This is a genomic window from Pseudomonas saudimassiliensis (assembly GCF_000939975.1).
Lineage (GTDB): Bacteria > Pseudomonadota > Gammaproteobacteria > Pseudomonadales > Pseudomonadaceae > Halopseudomonas > Halopseudomonas saudimassiliensis.
Map to the genome: position 1 here is coordinate 918,718 of NZ_LK391969.1, position 23,620 is coordinate 942,337.

Consider the following 23,620-nt stretch of genomic DNA (forward strand, 5'->3'; position numbering starts at 1 on the left):
AGCCGATCCGCTTGCGATCAACCCTCCAGGACTCTAGAATACGCGCGCCCGCAGCAGGCCGCCTGAGCCTGCCGGCCTCTTTCCCCATCCGGTTCCACCTCCATGACAATGTCGAATACCGCCCACCAGGGCAGCTGGCTCAGTGTCGTTGCACTGGCCTTGGCCGCGTTTATTTTCAATACCACCGAATTTGCCCCGGTGGCGCTGCTCAGCGACATTGGCGCCAGCTTTGCCATGCAGCCCGAACAGGTGGGGTTGATCCTGACGGTCTACGCCTGGCTGGTCGCCCTGACCTCGTTGCCGCTGATGCTGCTGACCCGCAACATCGAGCGCCGCCGGCTGCTCATGGGGGTGTTCGCCCTGTTCATCGTCAGCCACCTGTTGTCCTTCGTCGCCTGGAGCTACGAGGTGCTGGTCATCAGCCGCATCGGCATCGCCCTGTCCCATGCAGTGTTCTGGAGTATCACCGCCTCCCTGGCCGTGCGCGTGGCCCCGCCGGGGCGGGAGGCCCAGGCTCTGGGATTGTTGGCAACCGGCACCACCCTGGCAATGGTGCTGGGCATACCCCTGGGGCGGTTGGTAGGCGAACTGCTGGGCTGGCGCATCACCTTCGCCGGCATCGCCGTGGTAGCGCTGCTGACCATGGGCGTACTGGCGCGCATGCTGCCGCTGCTGCCCAGCCAGAACAGCGGCTCGCTCAGCAGCCTGCCGATGCTGGTCAAACGCCCGGCGTTGATGATCGTCTACGCCCTGGTGGTGGTCTGTGTTACCGCCCAGTTCACCGCCTACAGCTATATCGAGCCCTTCGCCCGGGATATCGCCGGCCTGGTGGGTAATGAAATCACCGCGCTGCTGCTGGTATTCGGTGGCGCCGGGCTGGTCGGTGCGCTGCTGTTCAGCCGCTGCAGCCCCTGCCATCCGCGCAGTGTGCTGGTCGCCAGCATGTTCGCGCTGACCTTCTCGCTGCTGTTGCTGCTGGCCTCGACCACCAATGTGTGGGCCCTGGGCACGCTCTGTTTCGTCTGGGGCGCAGCCATTCTCGGCTTGACCCTGGCCTTGCAATCGCGGGTGCTGCGCATGGCCTCCGATGCGACCGACGTGGCCATGTCGCTGTTCTCCGGGCTGTACAACCTGGGTATCGGTGCCGGCGCGCTGCTGGGTAGCCAGGTGACCAGCCAACTGGGCCTGGCCAATGTCGGCCTGGTGGGCGGCATGCTCGGCCTGGGTGGCCTGCTGATCTGCCTCACCGCCCTGTGGCGCCTGCCGCCGCAGATGCCCATCGCCCGCACCGCGTGAATCCCCCTGACCGCCCGGCACCCTGCTGGGCCGGTCAGAGATAGCGCCCCCACTGCAACTGCGCCGAGCCCGGCGTTACCGTACCCGGTGTACCACCCGTACCCCCGCCGCTACCCGGGGTGGGCGCCAGCCCGCCGGACGGGTCATAGCGATCCCGAATCACCGAGGGCACGCGCAGGTCGATAACGGTACTGGCGCTCAGTTCGTTGACCGTGCTGGCATTGTTGCGCTGCGCCAGCGCCGACACGTAGCCATACAGCCGGGTCGCCCCCGCACTGGTGAACAGGTTGCCCGCGCGAACCACGCCGAAGACCGACCGCGCGACATGGATATCCCCACCGATATACACACCCCGCGCGCAGCCATTACGGCTACCCGCCGGGCAACTGCCGGCCATCAGCGCATAATTGCCCAGCCCGCCATGGGCGCGGTGGTTGTAGGTGTTCTCGCAGAACTCGCCGGGGCGTAACCGGTACGCCGCATTGGTGCATACCCCCAGCGCCGTATGCCCCTCCACCGTCAGGCCACGGGGGCCGGCATAGTTGAGGGAAAACACTGCCCCGCCTGCGCTGGTCACCTCCAGATTGCCGGTGGCGATAAAGGTATTGGTGTAGGTGCCGTTTCTGATCAGCAGGTTACCTTCCGCCAACACCACCCCCGGCGCATGATGGAGGCCATCCAGAGTCCAGGTGCCGTTACTGTATTGCACCAGGGCGGACGAGGCGCTGTAGCCCTGCCCCAGCTGGGCGATGCATTGGCCGGCCGTTTCGTCCCGGCGCGACGGCGCGTCCCCGTTGAGGCAGGCGTACCCGGCGACGGTGCGGTTGGTCCAACCGGGGTTGCCGGGGTCGATGATATTAGCGGTACGGTAGAAGTAGCCGTTGCGCCGTACCTCCGGCGGATTATTGGCATCATCCCAATCGGGGATGCCCTCCACATCCTTTACCTTGACCCGGATAACACCATTGACCCAGGAATAGAGGTAGTTGGCCGCAGACCGATAGGTATTGGCATCGAAGACTTCCGGCTCCACTTCCACCGGCGGTACAGGATCAAGCATGACCGGCTGGGTCGAGCGGGATGCCGCGCGGGTGCAGCTCGGGTTGTTGGTGAAACTGCCGCCATAGGTCGCGGAGGTCCAGGTAGGGGAGCAGCCGGCGACCACCAGGTTGCCCTCCGCCTGCACCCGTCCCACGGTAGCGGTGCTGGCGAACTCGACCGCCCCCTTGGAATAGATATTGGCAATGGTCGGGCTGGGGCGGATACGCACGCCGAAGGTCGGCGCCAGGTCGCACCACCGGACCGCACCGGTAGCACACTGGGCCGCCCCGCTGGGCTTGTTGGCCAGGGCCCGCAGGTCCCCGTGCCGCCCACCGGCCACCTCCACCGAGCCATTGGCGGTCACCACCTGGCTGTTGATGGTGTTGGCCAGGCAAGCATTGCGCGTCGCTTTGACCTCCTGCACGGTGAAGTTGCCGTTGCTCACCAGTACGTCACAGTTGGCGTGCATTTCCCGGAAGTTGCTTGCCGACCCGCCGACAAAGCGGATCGACCGGGTGGAACGGATCACGTCGATACCCCCGGTGGACAGCCCGCCCATGTTCACTTCCCCATCCACCGTGATCTCATAGCTCTCGTCCGGTGCGGTCAGCACCTGCATGGCCCCTGAAATGTTCAGCCCATCGCGGAAGGCGATCAGCTGCCGGTTCGGTTCCGGCTCCACCGCCTCGGCCGACCCAGGCGGGCGAATCCGGTAGACGGTTTCCAGGGTGGTGGTGGCTGCCGCCCGTGAACCGGCAGCGGAGGTGGCCCGTATGTGCAGGCGCAGATCCCGGCGCTCGGCCTGGCTGTCGTCATATCCGGCCAGCGCCAGTTGCACGCCGCTCAGCCCCGACAGCTGCAGCGTCGGCGGTTGGCTACGGATGGCCTGCTCGAAGGCCTGCCAGTCCGCCGGCGTGGCCACCACTTGCTGCAGATATTGCTGAACCGCCTCGGCCGCCAGCCAGGCGCGCTTCTGGGCCATGGTCTGGGCATGCAGGCTGACCGACATTTCCTGACTGGAGCGCAGTTGCGATACGCCCACCAGGGTGGCCGAGGTCAGGGCCATCCCCAGCAGCACCACGGTCAGTACGGTAGCAATACCCCGCTGTCGTTTGACTAGCTGCATAGCGGCCTCACTTGAAGTTCACCAGGCAGGTGCTGCTGTAGACCGGTACCGACTCGGTATCCGTGGCCAGGTCGGCTGCTACCGGGTGCCGCGCCTGCAAGCGCACCAGCACTGCCCCCCCCCCCGCCACACCCAACGCCTGGCAGGGTTCATTGCGGCTTTCCAGTTCGACGAAGCCTGCGGCGAGCTGACCGGCCGCGAACAAACTCTGGCGCTGGCCAGCGGTCCAGCTCGCACTACCAATGCCGCCGACACAGGCCTGCGGCTGCAGGTATTCCAGCCCGCCCGTCGCGGTGATATGCAAACCGGCGCAGCGCATCGCCCCGTCCGCCAGCCGCCACAACAGCAGCCGGCCCCGCCCCTGGGGTGCGCAGCCGCTGCCGCTGAGCCCCGCCTGGGGGTTGTTGGGCGTGCATACGCCCAGGTCGGTGCCGACCGCCGCAGTGTCTATCCCGAACCCCGCCGCCTGCACGTAACTGTGGGCCGCCAGCAGGGCCGCCGAGCGGTCCCCGGCCAGCTGCGCATACACGCCAGACTCCGCAGTGGCGTGCACCACCGTACGGTACAAGGCCATCATGCCCATGACCGCCATCAGCGAGACCAGCAGCCCGATCATCAGGCTGATCAGGGAAACACCACGCTGTCGTTGCCTGTCCATAACGGCTCCTAATACCCCAGCCGGAACTGACCATCACCGCCCACCAGCGAGCGCGGATCGTCGGTTACCGACAGGGTCTCGGTCTCCAGGGTGACGGTCTTTTCCACATTACCCACCCGCACCGTCACGGACAGGGACTCGGGCTGGCGACCAAACCCCAGCTCACCGCCCGCCACCGGCACCGAACTCTCCGAGGCATCCATCAGCAGGGCCTCGCGCAGCCCCAGCAGTACCTGATTCTCGGTGGTGGCGAAGCGCTGCACGGCCAACGCCTGGACAGTCACGTGGGCCAGGCCCAACCCCGTGATCGCAATCAGCAGCACACTGATCAGGGCTTCCAGCAGGGACACACCCCGCTGGCCGGCGCGGCGGGCAGTGGCGCTAGCGAAGGACATGCACATCGCTCATCCCTCCCTTGCTCAGGCGAACGGACAGCTGGCTTGCCAATTGCCCGCGGTTATTCAGCTCGATGGGAAAGTTGCCACCCTGCAGGCTCAGCTCCACGCCCGACGGCAGCGCGCCGCGCCACAGCGCCTCCTGGCAATTGCCCGTGGGCAAGCGGCAGACCTTCAGCTCACGGCTCTGGGCATCCAGTACGATGCGCGCCGCCGCCGCATCACCCACCACCCCCGCCTCGTTGCGCAGCGCGACGGCCCGGGCGTGGGCATGGGCCTGGTTGAGCTGGCCCGCGGCGGCATGCAGGTCGGTGCTGACACCCCAGGACGAAGTAAAGGGCGTCGCCACCAGCGCCAGCAAGCCGATAATCGCCAACACGATCATCAGCTCGATGAGCGTCAGGCCCGCCTGCCTGTCAGTTGGCCCTACCATGAGGTGAACCCGCAATCCGCTGTGGCGGACCGCTGATTCTCCCCGGTCAGCGTCAATACGCAACCCTGCATGGTGCCGTTGCCGCTGGCCTGCAGCCGATAGGGATTACCGGCAAGAAACACATGGGTAAAGTACTCCGCCTGGGAAGGACTCCACTGGGAGAAGGCGGCCTTGACCGCTGCGGTACCGCTGATATTGGCCGTGGGGTAAGCCAGCGTCCGCTGGAACCTGGCCTCCACCGCCGCTGCCAGCCCCACAAGATCCGCTGCGGCCGTCTTGGCCCGGCTCTTGTGGATATAGCTCTGATAGGACGGCAGGGCGATGGCCGCCAGGATGCCGACGATCACCACCACGATCATCAGCTCCAGCAACGTCAGGCCAGCACCGCGCCGTGACAAAGATCGCCGCGACAGACGCGCGCGCAGCGTCGTGACATTCATGACTTGATCTCCAGAGATAGCAGGTAAGGCTAGCCATCCCTGGACACACCCAAAGTCATAACGGGCATCAATAAAGCCCGTCCAAAGTCAGACAACGTAAAGGGGGAAGAGTCCCAGCTATTTATCGCAGGCGTAGGCACTGCCCTACGCCTGCCATCTCGGCAACGAACCGATGCTCTACCGAGTTACCGCAGCAAATCCGCCAGGGCCGCCAACGCCGGGATACTCAGCGGCATCGTCTCGGCACTGCTGGCGATCGGGTGGGAAGACAGCCGCACCATCACCATGCCCACTGCTGGATTGATGTGGATCATCTGCCCATGCACCCCCAACGCCTCGAAGGCGCCGTCATCGTTATGGCTGATCCACCACTGGTTGCGGTAGGAATAGCCCGGCTGAAAGTCCCGCCCGGCCGCCTTGAACTTGTCCCGGTCACCGCCCTCGCGGATCTTGCGGATCGCCTCGGCACTGACGATCTGCTGGCCATTGAAGCGGCCCTCCAGCCGCACCATCTCGGCAAACCGCGCCAAGTCCCGCAGGGTCACATTGAGCCCAGCCCCCGCCCACTCGGTGCCCTTGGCATCGAGCAGCAGGTAGCCATCTTCCTCGGCGCCCAGCTTGCGCCACAAGCGCTGCTCGACCAGCGCCGCGGTGGACAGCCCCGTCACCCGCCGCAGAATCCAGCCCAGCACCTCCGTATGGGTAGTGCGATAACGGAAGGCCTCGCCATGGGCATCCTCCCCGGCGCCGATGGTCGGCAGGTAACTGTAGAGATCCCGCGCACCGGCATAATCCTGGGGCAGCGGCGCCATGCCCGCCGCCAGGGAATACTTCACCACATCGGAATTGCGATCAGCGTAGACCTCGCTGTAGTTGATGTCGGCGGTCATATCCAGCACCTGCTGCACCGTCGCCCCACGCCAGCCGCTGTTCTCCAACTCAGGCAGATAACGGGTCACCGGCGCCTCAGGGTCCAGCTGCCCCTCCTCGATCAACTGCGTTGCCAGCAAGCCGACAAAGGACTTGGTCACCGACCAGAGAATATGCGGCTCATTGTCCGGCACCCCGGGCTGATAGCGCTCGAACAATACCTTGCCGTGCTGCATGACCAGCACACCGTCGACATAGGTCGAGTCCAGGTATTGCTCAAAGCTCATTTGCTGGCCATCGGGCCCGGTAAACTGCAGCTCGGCAATCTTCTGCTCCATCCCCTCCGCCCGCGGCAACACCGCTACCGCCTCCTGCCCCCGCGCCACCCGCCGCGACGGAAACAGCTCCCGCGCATGGTGAAAACTCCAGCGCGGATTGGGGTACGGACGCATGAATCCCGACTGGGTTATCTGCTTGTCGGCTGGCGGCGGGAAGCCCTGCATCAACTGCAACTGGTCGGTGCGGACCGAGGCGGGGTCGGGTAGTTCGGCGGTTATGCCGGGTGTGGAGATTAATACTGTGGCCAAGGCCAGCCCTCCTATTGTTCTTCTCATGAGTGCATCCGGTTGTGCTTGTTCTTGTGGCTTGAGAGTAACCAACCGGGCGGGTCCCGGCCATTGGAAAGCGGGAGGATTATTGTGGTGAATGGGAGGGGATGGCCTGTTTACTACCCGGCCGGTCAGCTCGTCGGCGGAAAATGACCGATCATCGCGACGGCCGAGACCTTGCCAAAAGGCCAGCATATAGTGCACGCACTAAAAGGAGGGTACAGGATGACTCGTGTTAAGGGATTTACGTTGATCGAGCTGATGGTGACCATCGCTGTTGCGGCAATACTGATCAGCATCGCGATTCCGTCTTTTCGAAATATGATTATTGACTACCGGCTGACGACTATCGCTTCCGATCTAGCCGACGCTGTTAGCTTCGCACGGTCAGAAGCGATCAAACGGAATCGCACTATCACCTTTTGCCAGACCAATAGCGCCTCCAGTAGCCGCTGCGGGGGCTCCGGGGGCTGGCAACACTGGCTGGTAGTGCAAAACGCTGCCTCTGCCGATGCTGATGATGTCATAAGGCGCGGCACAGTCAGCACTCATAACTCCACGGTTCAAGTCACGTCTGACCTGAACAACAACCGGCTCACCTTTTCCACGGATGGATTGGGGCGCTCCGGCTCCGCTCTGATCAACGATGCCAAGATCACTATATGTGCCACCAGCGGTCCCGCCGAATCCATTCGCGAAATCACTTTGGGTGCGGCCAGCCGCACCTCCATACGGAAAGTCTCAGGAGGCTGCTCATGAGCCCCTTACCTTCTCGCCCTGTACTACCGCCGGCGAACCAGCGAGGTATTGGCCTCATCGAAGTGTTGATTACCGTATTGGTCTTGTCGGTCGGCTTACTCGGACTAGCCGGGTTACAAATTACCTCATTAAAAAACAACCAGAGCGCAATGGAGCGGTCGCTGGCGGTAGTCCAAAGCTATACCATCGTCGAGGCTATCCGGGCTGATACGGAATCCGCGAAGCAGGGGCGCTTCAATTTAAGTCTTACGGAAGATGCAGGTTCCGGTACTTTCCCATCCGGGGTGCATGCCTTATGGCGCGAACAGCTGAAAAGCAACCTGGGCGATGACGCCACCGGCTCTGTTTCCTGCACCAATACCGAATGCAAAGTCATTGTGCAATGGAATGACAGTAAAGCTACCCAAGGCAGTGAAACACAACAGATCGTGACTGAGGTATTGCTATGAAAAGGGAGTTTTCTCGGCTTTCATCACGCAGGCGACTACAGGGGTTGGCTCTCATCGAACTGATGATCGCCCTGGTGCTTGGTCTGGTAATCATTGGCGCAGTCACCGGAGTACTACTCTCCAACACCCAGAGCTTCAGAACCACGAAAAGCCTGTCGCAGATACAAGACAGCGCGAGACTGGGTTTCGAAATCATGGCGCGAGATATTCGCCAAGCCGGTAGCATCCCCTGCGGTAATGATGTCGCTGTGACCAACATTCTTACGGCCGCGCAGACAACTCCGCCGTGGCACCTGGATTGGGAGGCGGGCTCTGACGGCCAATTGATCGGTTACGCCGGCGACGCCACCCTCGCCGGCCTTACGAACCGCATCAACGGTACCGAAGCGCTGACCGTCCTGTACTCCGACGTTGGCGGCTCAGCTGTTGATTCGTTCAACTCCAGCAACCATGCCTACACTCTCAATGACACTGGCGACCTACAGAGCGGCGATATCGTATTTGTCTGCGACGCGACCAAGGCCACTCTTTTCCAAGCGAATGTAGCTAATGACACATTAACTGCAGCGAATAATGCCAACGTACACACACAACCGGGCGTTTACGACAGAAACTCAGTCATTGGGCGTTTGAAGAGTCGTGCCTGGTACATCGGAAATAACGGGCGAGATGAAGAGGGCGGCCGTTCGCTGTATCTGGCCGAACTCACCGTCGGCGCTACCGGATCGCCAGAACTGCAGCTAATCGAGATTGCTGCGGGAGTAACTGATGTCGAGTTCCTGTATCGATTGAACGACACCTCAGACTTCAAGACGGTAGCGCAAGTTGGTAGCCAGTGGGCTTTGGTCAACGCAGTCCAGATCAGCTTTTCTTTGTTAGGTCAGGATACGAATGTAACCGTAGACGCTGCGACGAATGCGGGGCGCCTTAGCCGTAGCTTCAGCAGCATCGTTGCCCTGAGGAACCGAATTCTATGAATCGCCTTTCACCGAACAACACTCAACGTGGCGTAGCGTTACCGGTCGCATTGGTCATGCTGCTTATATCCACCATGATCGGGTTGGCATCCATACGGAACGCCACCAATCAGGAAAAAATCACGGCCAATATGTACGATCGCTCTCTTGCTTACCAGGCCACTGAAGCGGCTCTGAGAGCCGCTGAGGACGCCATCCTTTCGGATCCAGATATAGGTGAGGACTGCCTTGATGATGCCAATGCTGTTTGCCCTGGCATTCCCGTCACCACATTCACTCCGTCAGAAGACAACTGGTTTGATGTCAGTTCCAGCTTCGAGGCAAATGAAACTCTCGTAAGCTCTACACCACAATACTATATCGAGCGTATCGGCGTCGTAGGGGGGACCGATGAACTTGGAGTAGGTAGCAGCGCCAATTGCGATAATTATGCGGGCTGCGACCATACTCCCCCCACTGCCATGCTTTACCGAGTTACCGCCCGTAGCGGCGTACCCGCTGACAATGGCCGGGCGGTGGTCGCCATGCAGATCACCGTCAAGCAGAACCTGTAGGTATAAATAAGGATAGCGCCATGAATTTTGAAGAATCGAAAAGGATTTTCTTTCAAACCCTAACGTTTATAGGGACCACCATCCTTGCCTGCAGCACTGCTATCGCCGCTATTGAGATTGACCAGCAGCCCCTGCTAGTCGCCAAGCCCGTGCCGGGGAATATGGCTATTTTAGGCTCCTTCGAGTTTCCAACGATGGTAACCAGAGCCTATAAAAATGCCTATTCGACCAATGCTGAGTTCGTGGGCTATTTCGATAGTAAAAAATGCTATCAATATAACTATGACCAGGACGAGCTAAAGCGTCACTTTTACCCTGTCAATGAAAATGGCCCTACTTGCCCTAACGATGATCAGTGGAGTGGACATTTTCTAAACTGGGCTTCGATGCAATCCATTGATATATTCCGCCATATCCTGACGGGGGGACGTCGTTTCTACGACGAAGCCGGAGAGACCTGGCTGGAAAAAGGTTTTCAGACAGGCCAAGGCAGTGCCGGCAACAACTTCCCGGACAGCAATTTATCTGACAGCACGCTAATTAGTAATGCTACGCCAACCAATTGGACGGAATTTAAGACTCGTATTGGTCAGGCCGGCCATGCCATGGGAAACAAATTACGATTCACGCGTAGCGGGGACCTGTCAAACAGTAGCCCCACGCCCTATAACCCGGAAAAGCATGGCCGCTCAGGAAAAGGTAGGAAGTTCGATAACAACACAGTTTACGAAGTATCCGTCAGGGTGAAAGTTTGCCTTCCAAACATGCCCGAAGATAACTGCAAAAAATATTCAACAAACAACCATAAGCCAGAAGGCTTGATCCAGCAGCACGCTGATTCTATGCGTTACAGCGCGTTTGGTTATTTGAATGACAATTCCGGAAGCCAGACATTCGGTACTAACCGAAACCGGAAAGGTGGCATCATGCATGCCCGAATGAAATACGTCGGGCCTACTCGAGTCACCAGCAACAATACGGAAGAAACCAACCCGAACCGGGAGTGGAATGAAACCAATGGTGTCATGGTAGCCAACCCTGACCCCGGGGATGCTCAGGATACAGACTACGGCACCACCCCGGTCAAGAACAGTGGCGTTATAAATTATATAAACAACAGCGGCCACCTGGTTCCCGGAACAAATTTCAAGCAGTACGACAACGTCAGCGAACTTTACTACACTGCTTATCGTTATCTCAAAGGCCTCAATAACATTGAAGCTTATACCAGTGTGTTAGATAAAACAGGGGACGCGCGGGACCGCTTGGTGGGCGGGCTACCAATAATAAAAGATTGGAAAAAGGGTGGCCACGACCCTATACAATTCTCCTGTCAGAAAAACTTCTTTTTAGGTATCGGCGACACCAATACCCATAATGACCGAGGCTTTGTCACTGATGGAAGTGACGACCCTTTGTTTTCCGGCGGTGGCACAAGCAAGTTCTCGAAACTACGAGGTGTTATCCACGCCAGGGAAGGGATGCATGATACCAGCGTCACTGGGTCCGTTCAGGGCTCGGATTATATTTCTGTGCTTGCCTATGATGCGAACACATCTGACCTGCGACCGGACATGGCGGGGGAACAAAGAGCATCAACTTACTGGATTGACATCCTGGAGTCGGGCCTGAAGGCGCCAAAAAACAACCCCTATTGGCTAGCCGCTAAATATGGCGGGCTCAAGACCCCTGAAGATTTCGACCCAACCAGTAAGACAGCGAAGCTCGAAGATTCCTGGTGGTGGAGCACGGGTGACAAGCTTAGCAATAACCATAACCGCCCCGACAATTTCTATGTGGTCAGTAGCGCGCAAGACATGATTAACAGCCTTACCCAGGCCTTTGCCGACATCCAGCGCGAGCAAAAGGGCAACCGCTCATCACTGGCCCTGAACTCGACTCAGCTAGAAAGTGGATCCATGACCTTTCAGGTTCAATATGTCAGCGGTTCGTGGACCGGGAATATGTATGGATACACAATCAATCCGAACAGCGGTGCGCTTGTTTCCGAACCTGTATGGAATGCGGAACGCCAGCTACCCAAATGGGACGAACGGAAAGTCTACGTCAATAATAACGGACTCAAACTTTTAAAAACTGAAGGCAAGAATCTAACCGGTTTTAATGCCGACCGCGCCCAATACCTGCTTGGCAAGAGAGATAAGGAGTCGGACGGTAGCTTCCGCGTGCGCCAGGGCGTACTGGGTGACATCGTGAACTCGCAACCAGTTTATGTCGGCCTGCCCAATCCCCAGCTGTTCAGCAATCGCTCGTTCACGGGATCAAGCAGCTACAGTAGCTGGGCCAATTCCATCAACAGAAACCCAACAGTCTATGTGGGTGGCAATGATGGAATGCTCCATGGATTTAATGCATTGACAGGCGTGGAGACATTTGCATTCATCCCCGCCACCGTTGTGACCAATGGGCTGTCGGAGTTGGCAGAAAAGAATTACGAACATCGCTACTTCGTGGACGGGGAGATCACTGTTGCCGACACCTATATCAACGGGTCTTGGAAAACCATATTGGTGGGCACACTTGGAGCAGGTGGGCTGGCTAAAAACCGAGAGGATACTAATAACGCCATTTTCGCCTTGGATATTACCGACCCGAACAGCGTATCTCTCCTGTGGGAGAAAAGCTCGGCGGACATCCCTGCTCTGGGGATCAACCTTGGCAAGCCCGTGATCATTCAGGATCAAAGCAGCAACTGGAAAGTAACACTCGGCAATGGGCCTAATAGCAGCACAGGCAAAGCCCACCTGATTAGTATCAATTTAGCCGATGGCGCGGTATCAGCCCCCCCCCTTTCCAATGTCGCCAATAACGGGCTTTCCGCAGTTAGGGCGTGGGATCAAGATGGGGATGGCCGCACCGACACTCTTTATGCCGGGGATCTGCAAGGTGCGCTTTGGAAGATCACTAACCTCACCGCAACCAACCCGACCATTACCAAACTCTTTACCGCCACCGATCCATCGGGAGCACCGCAGCCCATCACCTCTACTCCGCTGGCGGGGAAATCTCCCTATGATCGAACCACTTGGCTTTTCTTCGGCACCGGCCTCTACCTCAGCACGAATGATCTGTCGAATAAGCAGGTACAAAGCTGGTACGGCATTAAAGATGACGGTACCGCAGGCCACGCACGCGCCGACCTTCTCGAGCGCAAAATCCTCCGGGAGGTTTCCGTGACCACCGATAGCGGTACACGTCCTGCGCGCGTGATTGAGGAAGGGGCCCGCGAGGATCTCGCGAATAAGAAAGGATGGCATATCGATTTATATCGGGTTCAGAACGGCAGCAAACAGGCACTGGGCGAGAGAATGATCACTCCTAACCAGTTCCAGGGTAGCGCACTCATAAGTAATACCCGTATCCCGGATGCATCCGATCCATGTGCGCCGAGCGGCGTGGGTATGGTTATGTCCATAAACCCTTTTACCGGGGCGCGGTTATCGGATACCTATTTCGATGTCAACAATGATCAAAATTTCAACCAGTCAGATCTCGTCGTCATCGATGGAGTCCCCACTGTAGTCTCGGGCATTGGCTTTGATACCGGCTTCAGTAACCCCTCTTTCCTGGGTGACAAAATGTATGTCCCCACAGATGAAGGCACCATCAAAGAAGTGGGTGTGAAGCCTTACGCATCTATTGTCGGCCGCACGTCGTGGCGTGAACTGATCAATATGGGAGATTGACGGATGTCCCCATTGGCACCGAAGATAAAGCAGACTGGATTTACATTAATTGAGGTGATGATCGTTGTGGTCATCATCGGGATATTGGCGGCCATCGCATATCCCTCGTATACACAGCATGTTACTCGTACCTACCGTGACAGCGCCAAAGCGTGCCTGTCTGAACATGTGCATTTTATGGAGCGTTATTACACAACGCATCTTACTTATGATTATGACGAAGATGCAGCCCCGACCCTTGGCTGTTCTACGGAGGGCAATATGGATACTCGATACAGTTTTACTATAAGTAACCAGACCCAAAGCACTTACACTGTCACTGCCACCCCACAAGGCGCGCAGGCGACTAACGACACAACGTGCGGCGCACTCTCGATTGATCATAAAGGCGTACGTTCTGCCAGCGACGCCAGTTGCTGGTAGCGCCACCAGATGCCTGCCGCCCTTTTCATAGCGCGGCAGGCATTGTTCCAGCCATGGTCAGCGGTAACCTATTAGCAAATCCCCCGCCCCCTGCACATCCTTCCGCGTACTACCCACTACCCGCACCGCCTGCTCCGCCCGCTCCGGCTGGAATACAAAGCAGGCCCCGGCGCGTGCCCGCATGGCGACACCCGCATTGGGAATAAGATCCAGGTTGAAGCCCTTGCTGGCCGCCACCATCACCGCACGTCGCTGCACGAACAGTGCCTCCAGCATCTGGTCATCCAGGTGCTCGTCCGCCCAGGGCATGATGGTGCGCAGGTCTTGCTGATCACAGGGGTCCTGGCTGTGGACCAGGGTGCCCCGCAGCCGCCAGTCGAGCAACTTTTCACCATCCAGCCACAGCTCGGCGTGGCGATACTCATGCATGGCCCCTCGGACCTTGGCAACGTATTCCCGCCTGCCTGGATGCAGCGCCTGAGACAAGGCAACCATCACTAGATCATATTGGTGGGTGCATTGCTGCTTGCTGTCGATATCCGGTAGATCGACGGCGATGCGTTTACGCAGGGGCTGGCCGACAAAGGCCTGGAGTTGTCGCTCGGCTTCAGGGCAGAGCGTCCAGGGGGTGCGCTTGGCAGTGCTAGCCACCGAGGTGATGCGCTCACCATCGTGCCCCAACTGCAGCACAAAATAATGATGCTCATCCTCCATGGCGACCCGGCATTCGCTCGCGGTAACGTCAAAAATCACACGGCGGAAGAAAACGTGGGGGGAATCCAGCTCTTGCATCGGCGCGCCTCGTTAGCTGTTCTTATTGAGTCGGCATTGTTCGCCTAAAAATGTCTCGTTAGAAGACAGCCTACCCGTTTCTCAAACAGGCCAGAAGGCCAATTCGCCAGATAAATACCCTGCCAGAAAAGACAGGGGATATCGCCACGCTCATGTTCGACCATTCCCCATCGCTATAATCACCCGTTCGGGTCTCGCTCCCCGCAACAAGGTAGTCGACACTTGTTCCATACACCGATGGAGCACAGGCATGTACAAACTGATCGGAGCACCTGTTTCACTTTATACCGGCAAGGTGCGCTGCTACCTGCAGTTCAAGGGAATCGCCTTCGAGGAGGTTCTGGCTACGCCGCAGATTTATCGAGAGCTGATCATCCCGCGCACGGGGGTGCGTTATATTCCGGTCCTGGTAACGCCCGATGACCGAGTGATCCAGGATTCAACCGAGATCATCGATTACCTGGAGCAGCGGTTTCCCGACAGGCCCGTCTACCCCGCAGGACCCCGCCAGCGATTGGTTGCGTTACTGCTAGAAGTCTATAGCGATGAATGGCTGGTCAACCCTGCCATGCTGTATCGCTGGATGATCGAGGAGAATCGCCAGTTTGCCATTTCGGAATTCGGCCGGACTCGCCTGCCTGAAGCCAGCCCGGAAGAGCAATACGCCGCCGGACTGGAAGCGTCCGCCCCCTTCGCTGGCGCGCTGCCCCGCCTGGGGATTACCGATCATTCCCGGGCCGCCATCGAAGCAAGTTATCTGACCCTGCTGGACGAACTGAACACCCATTTCAGCAGTCATGACTACCTCCTCGGCGATAGGCCCTGCATCGGCGACTTCGGTCTGATTGGCCCCTTGTACGCGCACCTCTACCGCGACCCGGCGTCTGGCCGCCTGATGCAAGAGCGAGCACCGCAAGTCGCGCGCTGGGTCGAACGAATGATCAGCCCGGCTGTGGCCAGCAAGGGCGGGGATTTCTTACCGGATGATGCAGTACCGGATACGCTATTACCCATCATCAAGCGGATGTTCGACGAGCAAGTGCCGGTGCTGATGAAAACCGCCAGGCAACTGGAAGAGTGGATCACAGCCAACCCCGACGCGACGGAGATTCCCCGCGCTATTGGCAAGTTGCGCTATCGATTGGGTGACATGGAAGAAGAGCGATTGGTGTTTCCGTACAACCTGTGGATGTGGCAAAGGCCGCGCGACTTCTACAGCAAACTGACAAGCGATCAACGTGCCGCTGTAGAGTCGCTGCTGAGCGAGACGCAGGCCCGCGCACTGACCAGCCCACTGCCGGTTCGGTTACAGCGCCGGAATAATAGACTGGAACGACTCATCGAGACGGGGCAGTGACCTGCCCCGAACGGCGATTCAGGCCTTCAGCACGTAAGCCAGAATATCCACCACCTGCTCGGTCGTAGTTGCCCAGGCCATCGCTGCGGCATCGACTTCCTTCAGCGGGTGGATGATGTCCTCGGCATGCAGTGTGACATAGGGCTTGCCTAAGGCTGCGCAGTAGCCGGCGTCAAAGGCGGCGTTCCATTGCTTGTACTTGTCACCGAAGCGCACCACAACCAGATCGCTCTGCTCGATCAGCGTCTTGGTGCGGATGGCGTTGACCTTGGCTGATTTATGGTCGCGCCAAAAAGCATTCTCTTCCGCACCCAGATGATCACCCGCTGCATCGCTGGCATCGTGGTCAGTCACCGCTGAGGTGAATACCACATCCAGTCCCTTGGCCTCGGCACCGCGCTGGATCTCGTCGCGCCAATCAGTGTGGATTTCGCCGGAAAGATAAACGTAAAAGGACATGGAGCCTCCGAAAGCAAAAGGGCTAACCATACCAGAGGCAGTGGGAAGGGCAAAATGGCAGCATATTAACAACTGAGCAAGCTTGCGCCCCAACCTTCCCCCGATCATGTCGGCTATCCCTGCTCTTGACACTGGCCCCTCGTCCGACAGCCCAGCTCCAGTATCATCCGCCCATTTTCCGGACATGCTGATTCTTAGATTTGCTGGTGGCGCGTTCCTGCCGCACCGCTGGAAACGAATACGAGGTACGCGCGGACCAAGTTAGGAAGCTTACTTATAAGCTGGACGGTATACGCAAATTCTGAGTTCTATTATTCCCCGAAAATAACAATTAGCGTTTATAATGGGCATCCAGCCGCCAATAAAGCTGCGTTATAAATTTTTCATTTTCGCTGTCACCCCCTAAAGGGGCACCCCCGCCCACCCAAACGATCAGACCCCCAAATCCATCGACGGCAGCTAGTGCGGAAGAGCCGGGCAGAAACCCACCCTGCGAATAAATAGTCCACTTTCCCGCGACAGGCCGGAAAGCATTAACCCCATCAATATAGCAGAACCTAAACTTATGGTAAGCACATGAATACATATCTAACTTATGTTCAAGCTCAGTAATATCTAATGAATCCAAACCGTGCAACAGAGACGCCAGACCAAACGCACTTCCAGATAAGCCCGCAGAGGACGACAAGGCATAGAAATCAAAAAACTTGTAATAGCCAACCCCATAAAAATCACTGAAATAGAAGTTATAGGCGACTTCATCCTCCAAATACGGCCCATCAATAAACTTGATACCCGTACTATTCAAACCATACTGTTGCTCCATATATTGTCTATATGGCTTTCCCGTTATCTTTTCTATAACAGCCCCTAACAAACAATAACCCAAGTTCGAATAAGACGCTCTGTCACCAGGTTCAAAATCAAGCCTTATGCCCTCCAAAACTAGAAGATCCTGCGGACACCAAGACATTTTATTATGCGAGAAGAGCGGATCAGAACTTAGCAACCTGTCAAACCCAGCCTGATGGTTGAGCAAGTGTTTTAAAGTAATTTCTTTGACTCTTTGGTCAACCACTTCATCAGCCAATAAAAACAACTCGTCCAGAGTCTGTTGCGTATAAAGCTTTCCATCTCGCTCTAATTTGAGAACAGCATCTGCAGTTAGCAGCTTAGTCAAGCTAGCATATCGGAAACGAGTATATTTGCTAATATTTTTTGTGAAAACCCCATCTTCCCAACCACTCTCGCAGTGATACGCCTGCCCAGCCGGGGATATATAAACTAATTGATTAGAAGATGATTTCATCGTTAGAGCGGCATCTTTAAGCGTCATATCCATCCATTCCGGTGCGCCCTCGCTACAATTTATCGAGGCGATGGACAAAAAAGAAACCACAGGAAAAAACGAACGCAACAAGAGCAAGCGCTCAGCAATGACCAAATGCGCTATACCGGCCGCAAATAGCAGCCCAACAATTAACAATATAACTAGTCTAGTCTTGACCAGTCGTACAAAAACGAAACGCATTTATAAATCCAAAAAAGGGCGCAATGCGCCCTTTTTTACGTAGGAATCAAGCGTCGGTTTCTGTCTCGCCTTGGCAACCGGCGGGCTTAAATTTATCTTCCACAGTGGTATCGCATATCCACTCACCGTTCTCATCTCGAGACCAAGTGAGGGTCTTATCTACAATAGCGGTGGAAGCGCTTTGACCAAACGTCGCAACTATTTCAGCTGTATTATCTTCAATAGAAACTTCCAGACCAGTCTGCCCAGTCTCTAGACCACCTTCGTCGCTCTGACCAGCTAGGAGATTGCTAACCGTCCATCCCAAGTGGCAACTAGTGCTATTGCCTTCCATCATGCACGTTTCGACAGCAGTCCGTAGGGAGCCTGTCTCACTCATCACGCGGCTTACTTGCGATTTAGCAATATAGTTTTGGTATTGGGGAATAGCAATCGCCGCCAAAATACCAATGATCGCAACCACGATCATCAATTCAATAAGGGTAAAACCTTTCTGCATTTGAGCTTTCATTTCTCAACTCCATTTGTTTTTGAGATTAGCCAATGGGCTGGTGGGGCTAGTGCAGTTTGTGTGCCAAGGTGGCGGAGCCGGGGTTGGGATGGTGGATTAAATGCAGGCGGAGTACACCAGAGAGCGGGTATCGCGGCGGGGCGCCGCTCCTACATAAGGGGCGGGAGCATGGAGTATCTAGATAGGACGGTTAGCTGCAGCCGCTTCGTCTAGATGCAGAGTGCGCCTAGCGCTGGCATGGATTGGCGGAAGGTGACGTTTTTTGTCAGCGTAGCGGGTAACCGTGGCGCGTTTGGTCGCTGCGCTTTTGGTGTGTCGGTGCGGTGCTGTACTATAGTCGGCACTGTCTCACTACGTATCGGGAAGACGCTATGGACACCCCTACCCTCTCCGGCCTGGCCCGGCGAATCGTTCAGGAAGAACTGTTAGATGCGCAGGCGGCTGGCAAGGCTAGTCAACTGGCCAGCCAGGACAAGATCCCCCTTATTACCTATCTCGTGCAAAACAAGCTGGCCAAGGCGCGTGATCTGGCGCGGGTGTGTGCTGAGGAATTCGGCTACCCCTATCTGGATCTGGCGGCGCTGGATCGGGAGAGCCAGCCGGAGGTCAGCCTGGTTAGCGAAAAGCTGATCCGCCAGCATTGTGTGTTGCCGTTATATAAGCGCGGCTCGCGGCTGTATCTGGCTCTCTCTGACCCCACCAATCAGCAGGCACTGAGCGATATCCAGTTCAATACCGGCCTGATGACCGATGCGGTGATTGTCGAGGATGACAAGCTGCGCACCGCCATCGACAAGTATCTTGAGAGCGGGACCAGCGGCCTGGGCGATGTGGACGACGGTGACCTCGATGGCCTTGAGGTTGAAAGCGCGGCCAGTGATGACAAGCGCAAGGATGGTAGCAACGATGCCGAAGATGCGCCCGTGGTGCGCTTCGTCAACAAGATGCTGCTGGACGCGGTCAAGAAAGGCTCCTCGGACTTGCACTTTGAGCCCTATGAAAAGGTGTACCGGGTGCGCTTTCGTACCGATGGTATCTTGCATGAGGTATCCAAGCCCCCGGTGCAGTTGGGTGTGAAGATTGCCGCGCGCCTGAAGGTGATGTCGTCCATGGACCTGGCCGAGCGGCGCAAGCCGCAGGATGGCCGGATCAAGTTGAAGATCTCGAAGAACAAGGCCATCGACTTCCGGGTCAACACCCTGCCGACGCTCTGGGGCGAGAAGGTGGTGCTGCGTATTCTCGATGCCGACAGCGCCAAGATGGGTATCGATGCCCTGGGTTACGAAGACGACCAGAAGCAAATGTACCTGGATGCCCTGAGCAAGCCCCAGGGCATGATCCTTGTCACCGGCCCTACTGGTTCCGGTAAGACGGTGTCGCTGTATACCGGTTTGAACATTCTCAACACCATGGAGCGCAATATCTCCACCGCCGAAGACCCGGTGGAGATCAACCTGGAGGGCATCAACCAGGTCAACGTGAACCCCAAGCAGGGGTTGGACTTTGCCCAGGCGCTGCGCGCCTTCCTGCGTCAGGACCCGGATATCATCATGGTGGGTGAGATCCGTGACCTGGAGACCGCCGAGATTGCCATCAAGGCGGCGCAGACCGGTCACATGGTGTTGTCTACCCTGCACACCAACAGCGCGGCGGAAACCCTGACCCGCTTGCGCAACATGGGCGTGGCTGCGTTCAACATCGCTACCTCGGTAAACCTGATCATTGCCCAGCGACTGGCGCGGCGGTTGTGCCCCCACTGCAAGAAGCCGATGGATATTCCCCGCGAGACGTTGCGCGAAGAAGGCTTCAGCGATGAAAAAATTGCTAGCGGGTTAACGATTTACGGGCCGGTGGGTTGCGAAAATTGTCAGGACGGTTATAAAGGGCGTGTCGGGATATATGAAGTGGTCAAGATCACGCCGGCCATCCAGCGCATCATCATGGAAGACGGCAATTCCATGCAGATTTCCGACGTAGCCCAGAATGAAGGATTCAGAAGCTTGCGCCAATCCGCGCTGATGAAGGCGGAACAGGGTGTCACCAGCCTGGCGGAAGTGAACCGAGTGACCAAGGATTAAGTCATGGCCCAGCAAGCAGCAGTGAAACGGACCAGGCCGGTCGCGAAACCCGCGAAGAAAGCCAAGGTTGAGAAGGTCTACCCGTTCAAGTGGGAAGGCAAGGATCGCAAGGGCGTCAAGGTATCCGGCGAGATACAGGGTAGCAACCAGGCGTTGATCAAGGCCCAGCTGCGCAAGCAGGGCATCATGGTCACCAAGATCCATAAGAAGTCCTCCCTGTTCGGCCCCCGCGCGAAGAAGATCAAGCCGCTGGATATTGCCTTCTTCACGCGCCAGCTGGCGACCATGATGGCCTCCGGCGTGCCCATTGTGCAGGCGTTCGAGATTATTGCCGAAGGCACGGCTAACCCGAACTTCGCCAAGCTGCTCAATGAAATCAAGACCGATATCGCTTCGGGTAATACCCTGGCGGCGTCCTTGGCCAAGCATCCGCAGTACTTCGACGATCTGTTCTGCAACCTGGTTGAATCCGGTGAGCAATCCGGTCGACTGGAATCCCTGCTGGACCGTATCGCCACCTACAAGGAAAAGACCGAGGCGCTGAAGGCCAAGATCAAGAAAGCCATGACCTACCCCATTGCAGTGGTGGTGGTGGCGGTGATCGTGACGGCGATTCTGCTGCTCAAGGTAGTGCCGCAGTTCAAGGACGTATTTGCCAACTTCGGTGCTGACCTTCCAGCCTTTACCCTGATGGTGATTGGCCTGTCGGAATGGTTGCAGTCCTGGTGGTTCATCATATTGATCGGGCTCATCGTACTGGGCTGGGCCTATACCCAGGCCCACCGACGCTCCAAGTCCTTCCGCGATGCCCAGGACCGTACCCTGCTCAAGGCGCCGATCGTTGGCAAGATCGTCTACGAGGCCGCCGTGGCCCGCTACGCTCGCACGCTGTCTACGACCTTCGCCGCGGGTGTGCCGCTGGTGCAGGCGCTGGATTCGGTCGCCGGGGCGGCGGGTAACGTGGTGTTCTACAACGCCGTCAATAACATCAAGCAGGATGTGTCGGCCGGTACCCAGCTGAACTTTGCCATGCGCTCCACCAATGTGTTCCCTACCCTGGCGGTGCAGATGGCCGGCATTGGTGAGGAGTCAGGTAACCTCGACGGTATGCTGGAAAAGGTCGCAGACTTTTACGAAGCTGAAGTGGATAACAAGGTGGACAACCTCACCACCCTGCTTGAGCCGATGATCATGTCGGTGCTGGGGGTGTTGATCGGTGGTCTGATCATTGCCATGTACCTGCCAATCTTCCAGCTGGGCGCCGTTGTCTGAACCATGACCCTACTCGATTATATGGCCAGCCACCTGCTGGCCTTTGCTGTAGTCGCCGGGCTGTTGGGGTTGGTGGTTGGCAGCTTTCTCAATGTGGTTATTCATCGCCTGCCGAAGATGATGGAGCGCGACTGGCAGCAGCAGGCCCGGGAGATGTTGCATCCGGAGCAGCCGCAGCCTGAGCAGCCGGTGTACAACCTGGTGCTGCCCCACTCCCATTGCCCGCACTGCCAGACCGAGATCAAGCCCTGGCAGAACCTGCCGCTGATCAGCTATGCCCTGCTACGCGGCCGCTGCGGCAACTGCCGGGAGCGAATCAGCGCCCGTTACCCGCTGGTGGAACTGCTCACCGCGGTGCTAAGTGTGGTGGTGGCCTGGCAGTATGGCTTCGGTTGGCCGGCGGCCGGCATGCTGTTACTGACCTGGGCATTGATCGCCCTCAGCTTGATTGATGCCGACACCCAGCTGCTGCCGGACGCCATTGTGCTGCCGATGCTGTGGCTGGGCCTGATTGCCAACAGTTTCGGACTGCTTACCGATATGTCCTCGGCGTTGTGGGGCGCGGTATTTGGTTATCTAAGCCTGTGGTCGGTGTACTGGCTGTTCAAGCTGATCACCGGCAAGGAAGGCATGGGTTATGGGGACTTCAAGCTGCTGGCCATGCTGGGCGCCTGGGGCGGGTGGCAGGTGTTGCCGTTGACCATTCTGCTGTCATCCCTGGTGGGTGCCATTCTCGGCATCATCATCCTCAAGACCCGTGGCGACTCCAACTCTACCCCGCTACCCTTCGGACCTTACCTGGCGATTGCGGGATGGATTGCGATCATCTGGGGTGATTGGATTACCGGGACTTACCTGCGGTTTGCCGGGTTCTGACTCAACGCCGCTACCTCAGCGGCCCTGCAAAAACAGCAAATCTTCCGGCCGGGTAACCTTGATGTTATCTGCCCGCCCCTCCACCAGCCGCGGTGCCAAGCCGGCCCATTCCATCGCAGAGGCTTCATCGGTGATGACTGCACCCGCCGCCAGGGCGTCGGCCAGGGCGGTGCGTAGCGCACCGAGGCGGAACATCTGCGGCGTGTAGGCCTGCCAGAACAGTGAACGATCTGGCGTGGAGCTGACCCGGCCATCCGGCCCGGTGAGTTTCAATGTGTCGCGTACCGGTACCGCCAGCAGGCCGCCGACGGGGTCGTCTTTCAGGGTATTCAACAGCTTGTGCAGATCGGACTGGGCCAGGTTCGGCCGGGCGGCGTCATGCACCAGTACCCAGTCCTCATCCTTGGCCCCCAGCGCGGCAAGCGCCTGCAGGCCGTGCAGGACCGAATCGGCGCGCTCACGCCCACCGTCGGCACGGGTAATGCGCGGATCGGCCGCACAGGCCAGCTCCGGCCACCATGCGTCGGTAGGCGACAGACAGACAACCAGGCCGGAGAGACCGGGCTGGTCAAGAAAACAGTCGAGGGTATGTTCGATCAGGCAGCGCCCGCCGAGTGGCAGGTACTGTTTGGGTCGGTCGGCTTGCATGCGCGAGCCGACGCCCGCAGCGGGGATGACAACCCAGAAAGATGGCAGAGTCTCAGTCATCGCCGCTCAACTGGAACAGGGTTTCGCCTTCCTTGACCATGCCCAGCTCATGCCGGGCACGCTCTTCGATGGTTTCCAGGCCCTGTTTCAGTTCGATGACCTCTGCGGTGAGCACGCGGTTGCGCTCCAGCAGCTTTTCATTTTCGCCCTGCTGGGCGGAGATTTCCTGTTTGAGCTGGGCTACATGCGCCAGACTGCCCTCCCCCACCCACAGGCGATACTGCAGGAGGGCGAGCAAGGTCAGCGATATTAGCCAGAGCCATTTCAAACAGGCGATCTCCCTTCGAGCGAGCCAGGGCC

The 23,620-nt window shown here is 58.0% G+C and carries 23 protein-coding genes; 11 read left to right on the plus strand and 12 right to left on the minus strand.

Annotated features, from left to right (window positions below; genetic code table 11):
- Positions 1-102: 102 nt before the first annotated feature.
- Entirely contained in the window at positions 103-1,296 is a 1,194-nt protein-coding gene (locus tag VG99_RS04380; RefSeq protein ID WP_044498497.1) for a sugar transporter, read from the plus strand.
- Positions 1,297-1,330: 34 nt separating this feature from the next.
- On the opposite strand, the gene VG99_RS04385 is transcribed toward VG99_RS04380, so the two are convergent.
- The 6 genes from VG99_RS04385 to VG99_RS04410 form a co-directional block, all read right to left on the minus strand.
- Positions 1,331-3,463: a hypothetical protein gene (locus VG99_RS04385; protein WP_044498498.1), complete on the minus strand. Its 2,133-nt coding sequence runs from the start codon at positions 3,461-3,463 to the stop codon at positions 1,331-1,333.
- Between the two features lie 7 nt (positions 3,464-3,470).
- Entirely contained in the window at positions 3,471-4,121 is a 651-nt protein-coding gene (locus VG99_RS04390; RefSeq protein WP_044498499.1) for a PilW family protein, read from the minus strand.
- An 8-nt stretch (positions 4,122-4,129) separates the two neighbouring features.
- Positions 4,130-4,516 (minus strand): type IV pilus modification PilV family protein, encoded by a 387-nt coding sequence (locus tag VG99_RS04395; protein ID WP_044498500.1) that lies wholly within the window; start codon positions 4,514-4,516, stop codon positions 4,130-4,132.
- Positions 4,503-4,949 (minus strand): pilus assembly FimT family protein, encoded by a 447-nt coding sequence (locus tag VG99_RS15460; protein WP_052508694.1) that lies wholly within the window; start codon positions 4,947-4,949, stop codon positions 4,503-4,505. The genes VG99_RS04395 and VG99_RS15460 overlap by 14 nt, the downstream gene beginning before the upstream one ends.
- Positions 4,943-5,389 carry a type IV pilin protein gene (locus VG99_RS16355; RefSeq protein ID WP_044498501.1) on the minus strand — a complete coding sequence of 149 codons (447 nt, stop codon included), beginning with the start codon at positions 5,387-5,389 and terminating at the stop codon, positions 4,943-4,945. Before VG99_RS16355 ends, VG99_RS15460 begins: the two co-directional genes overlap by 7 nt.
- Before the next feature lie 185 nt (positions 5,390-5,574).
- Complete coding sequence (locus VG99_RS04410; RefSeq protein WP_052508695.1) at positions 5,575-6,846, minus strand: serine hydrolase domain-containing protein; 1,272 nt, start codon at positions 6,844-6,846, stop codon at positions 5,575-5,577.
- 246 nt (positions 6,847-7,092) lie between these two features.
- Here VG99_RS04410 and VG99_RS04415 point away from each other — a divergent pair, with 246 nt between their 5' ends.
- Genes VG99_RS04415 through VG99_RS16360 form a run of 6 tightly spaced genes read left to right on the plus strand, consistent with a single transcriptional unit; the run spans position 7,093 to position 13,736 of the window.
- Positions 7,093-7,626, plus strand: coding sequence for a GspH/FimT family pseudopilin (locus tag VG99_RS04415; protein ID WP_076939722.1), 534 nt, complete (start codon positions 7,093-7,095; stop codon positions 7,624-7,626).
- Positions 7,623-8,075, plus strand: coding sequence for a type IV pilus modification protein PilV (gene pilV / locus VG99_RS04420; RefSeq protein WP_044498503.1), 453 nt, complete (start codon positions 7,623-7,625; stop codon positions 8,073-8,075). Before VG99_RS04415 ends, pilV begins: the two co-directional genes overlap by 4 nt.
- Positions 8,072-9,052 (plus strand): hypothetical protein, encoded by a 981-nt coding sequence (locus VG99_RS04425; RefSeq protein WP_044498504.1) that lies wholly within the window; start codon positions 8,072-8,074, stop codon positions 9,050-9,052. The genes pilV and VG99_RS04425 overlap by 4 nt, the downstream gene beginning before the upstream one ends.
- Positions 9,049-9,606, plus strand: coding sequence for a pilus assembly PilX family protein (locus tag VG99_RS04430; protein WP_044498505.1), 558 nt, complete (start codon positions 9,049-9,051; stop codon positions 9,604-9,606). The genes VG99_RS04425 and VG99_RS04430 overlap by 4 nt, the downstream gene beginning before the upstream one ends.
- A gap of 20 nt (positions 9,607-9,626) precedes the next feature.
- Complete coding sequence (locus VG99_RS04435) at positions 9,627-13,313, plus strand: pilus assembly protein (protein ID WP_052508696.1); 3,687 nt, start codon at positions 9,627-9,629, stop codon at positions 13,311-13,313.
- Between the two features lie 3 nt (positions 13,314-13,316).
- Positions 13,317-13,736 (plus strand): type IV pilin protein, encoded by a 420-nt coding sequence (locus VG99_RS16360; protein ID WP_044498506.1) that lies wholly within the window; start codon positions 13,317-13,319, stop codon positions 13,734-13,736.
- Positions 13,737-13,793: 57 nt separating this feature from the next.
- Here the strand turns inward: VG99_RS16360 and VG99_RS04445 are convergent, their stop codons facing one another.
- The gene (locus tag VG99_RS04445) at positions 13,794-14,528 is read right to left on the minus strand and encodes a DUF2889 domain-containing protein (RefSeq protein WP_044498507.1); all 735 of its coding nucleotides are present in this window, start codon (positions 14,526-14,528) and stop codon (positions 13,794-13,796) included.
- 250 nt (positions 14,529-14,778) lie between these two features.
- Here VG99_RS04445 and VG99_RS04450 point away from each other — a divergent pair, with 250 nt between their 5' ends.
- Positions 14,779-15,885, plus strand: coding sequence for a glutathione S-transferase family protein (locus VG99_RS04450; RefSeq protein ID WP_044498508.1), 1,107 nt, complete (start codon positions 14,779-14,781; stop codon positions 15,883-15,885).
- Positions 15,886-15,903: 18 nt separating this feature from the next.
- Here the strand turns inward: VG99_RS04450 and VG99_RS04455 are convergent, their stop codons facing one another.
- The 3 genes from VG99_RS04455 to VG99_RS04465 all read right to left on the minus strand — a co-directional run bounded on the left by VG99_RS04455 (position 15,904) and on the right by VG99_RS04465 (position 18,386).
- Positions 15,904-16,344, minus strand: coding sequence for a YtoQ family protein (locus tag VG99_RS04455; protein ID WP_044498510.1), 441 nt, complete (start codon positions 16,342-16,344; stop codon positions 15,904-15,906).
- 331 nt (positions 16,345-16,675) lie between these two features.
- Positions 16,676-17,875: a serine hydrolase domain-containing protein gene (locus tag VG99_RS04460; protein ID WP_052508697.1), complete on the minus strand. Its 1,200-nt coding sequence runs from the start codon at positions 17,873-17,875 to the stop codon at positions 16,676-16,678.
- Between the two features lie 46 nt (positions 17,876-17,921).
- Complete coding sequence (locus VG99_RS04465) at positions 17,922-18,386, minus strand: pilin (protein WP_044498511.1); 465 nt, start codon at positions 18,384-18,386, stop codon at positions 17,922-17,924.
- 371 nt (positions 18,387-18,757) lie between these two features.
- On the opposite strand from VG99_RS04465, the gene pilB reads away from it, so the two are divergent.
- From pilB to VG99_RS04480, 3 genes are read left to right on the plus strand one after another with little or no spacing between them, the layout of a single operon-like run.
- Complete coding sequence (pilB, locus tag VG99_RS04470) at positions 18,758-20,464, plus strand: type IV-A pilus assembly ATPase PilB (protein WP_044498512.1); 1,707 nt, start codon at positions 18,758-18,760, stop codon at positions 20,462-20,464.
- Positions 20,465-20,467: 3 nt separating this feature from the next.
- Positions 20,468-21,736 (plus strand): type II secretion system F family protein, encoded by a 1,269-nt coding sequence (locus tag VG99_RS04475; RefSeq protein WP_044498513.1) that lies wholly within the window; start codon positions 20,468-20,470, stop codon positions 21,734-21,736.
- A gap of 3 nt (positions 21,737-21,739) precedes the next feature.
- Complete coding sequence (locus VG99_RS04480; protein WP_044498514.1) at positions 21,740-22,612, plus strand: prepilin peptidase; 873 nt, start codon at positions 21,740-21,742, stop codon at positions 22,610-22,612.
- Between the two features lie 15 nt (positions 22,613-22,627).
- Here the strand turns inward: VG99_RS04480 and ispD are convergent, their stop codons facing one another.
- Together ispD and ftsB are read right to left on the minus strand one after the other, a co-directional pair.
- Entirely contained in the window at positions 22,628-23,320 is a 693-nt protein-coding gene (gene ispD / locus VG99_RS04485) for a 2-C-methyl-D-erythritol 4-phosphate cytidylyltransferase (RefSeq protein WP_044498515.1), read from the minus strand.
- Entirely contained in the window at positions 23,313-23,597 is a 285-nt protein-coding gene (gene ftsB / locus VG99_RS04490; protein ID WP_044498516.1) for a cell division protein FtsB, read from the minus strand. Before ftsB ends, ispD begins: the two co-directional genes overlap by 8 nt.
- Positions 23,598-23,620 lie beyond the last annotated feature (23 nt).

Excerpts from the sequence above, each read along its gene's own strand:
- VG99_RS04380 (WP_044498497.1), top strand. The coding sequence starts at position 103 with ATGACAATGTCGAATACCGCCCACCAGGGCAGCTGGCTCAGTGTCGTT.
- VG99_RS04385 (WP_044498498.1), bottom strand. The coding sequence starts at position 3,463 with ATGCAGCTAGTCAAACGACAGCGGGGTATTGCTACCGTACTGACCGTG.
- VG99_RS04390 (WP_044498499.1), bottom strand. The coding sequence starts at position 4,121 with ATGGACAGGCAACGACAGCGTGGTGTTTCCCTGATCAGCCTGATGATC.
- VG99_RS04395 (WP_044498500.1), bottom strand. The coding sequence starts at position 4,516 with ATGTCCTTCGCTAGCGCCACTGCCCGCCGCGCCGGCCAGCGGGGTGTG.
- VG99_RS15460 (WP_052508694.1), bottom strand. The coding sequence starts at position 4,949 with ATGGTAGGGCCAACTGACAGGCAGGCGGGCCTGACGCTCATCGAGCTG.
- VG99_RS16355 (WP_044498501.1), bottom strand. The coding sequence starts at position 5,389 with ATGAATGTCACGACGCTGCGCGCGCGTCTGTCGCGGCGATCTTTGTCA.
- VG99_RS04415 (WP_076939722.1), top strand. The coding sequence starts at position 7,093 with ATGACTCGTGTTAAGGGATTTACGTTGATCGAGCTGATGGTGACCATC.
- pilV (WP_044498503.1), top strand. The coding sequence starts at position 7,623 with ATGAGCCCCTTACCTTCTCGCCCTGTACTACCGCCGGCGAACCAGCGA.
- VG99_RS04425 (WP_044498504.1), top strand. The coding sequence starts at position 8,072 with ATGAAAAGGGAGTTTTCTCGGCTTTCATCACGCAGGCGACTACAGGGG.
- VG99_RS04430 (WP_044498505.1), top strand. The coding sequence starts at position 9,049 with ATGAATCGCCTTTCACCGAACAACACTCAACGTGGCGTAGCGTTACCG.
- VG99_RS04435 (WP_052508696.1), top strand. The coding sequence starts at position 9,627 with ATGAATTTTGAAGAATCGAAAAGGATTTTCTTTCAAACCCTAACGTTT.
- VG99_RS16360 (WP_044498506.1), top strand. The coding sequence starts at position 13,317 with ATGTCCCCATTGGCACCGAAGATAAAGCAGACTGGATTTACATTAATT.
- VG99_RS04445 (WP_044498507.1), bottom strand. The coding sequence starts at position 14,528 with ATGCAAGAGCTGGATTCCCCCCACGTTTTCTTCCGCCGTGTGATTTTT.
- VG99_RS04450 (WP_044498508.1), top strand. The coding sequence starts at position 14,779 with ATGTACAAACTGATCGGAGCACCTGTTTCACTTTATACCGGCAAGGTG.
- VG99_RS04455 (WP_044498510.1), bottom strand. The coding sequence starts at position 16,344 with ATGTCCTTTTACGTTTATCTTTCCGGCGAAATCCACACTGATTGGCGC.
- VG99_RS04460 (WP_052508697.1), bottom strand. The coding sequence starts at position 17,875 with ATGCGTTTCGTTTTTGTACGACTGGTCAAGACTAGACTAGTTATATTG.
- VG99_RS04465 (WP_044498511.1), bottom strand. The coding sequence starts at position 18,386 with ATGAAAGCTCAAATGCAGAAAGGTTTTACCCTTATTGAATTGATGATC.
- pilB (WP_044498512.1), top strand. The coding sequence starts at position 18,758 with ATGGACACCCCTACCCTCTCCGGCCTGGCCCGGCGAATCGTTCAGGAA.
- VG99_RS04475 (WP_044498513.1), top strand. The coding sequence starts at position 20,468 with ATGGCCCAGCAAGCAGCAGTGAAACGGACCAGGCCGGTCGCGAAACCC.
- VG99_RS04480 (WP_044498514.1), top strand. The coding sequence starts at position 21,740 with ATGACCCTACTCGATTATATGGCCAGCCACCTGCTGGCCTTTGCTGTA.
- ispD (WP_044498515.1), bottom strand. The coding sequence starts at position 23,320 with ATGACTGAGACTCTGCCATCTTTCTGGGTTGTCATCCCCGCTGCGGGC.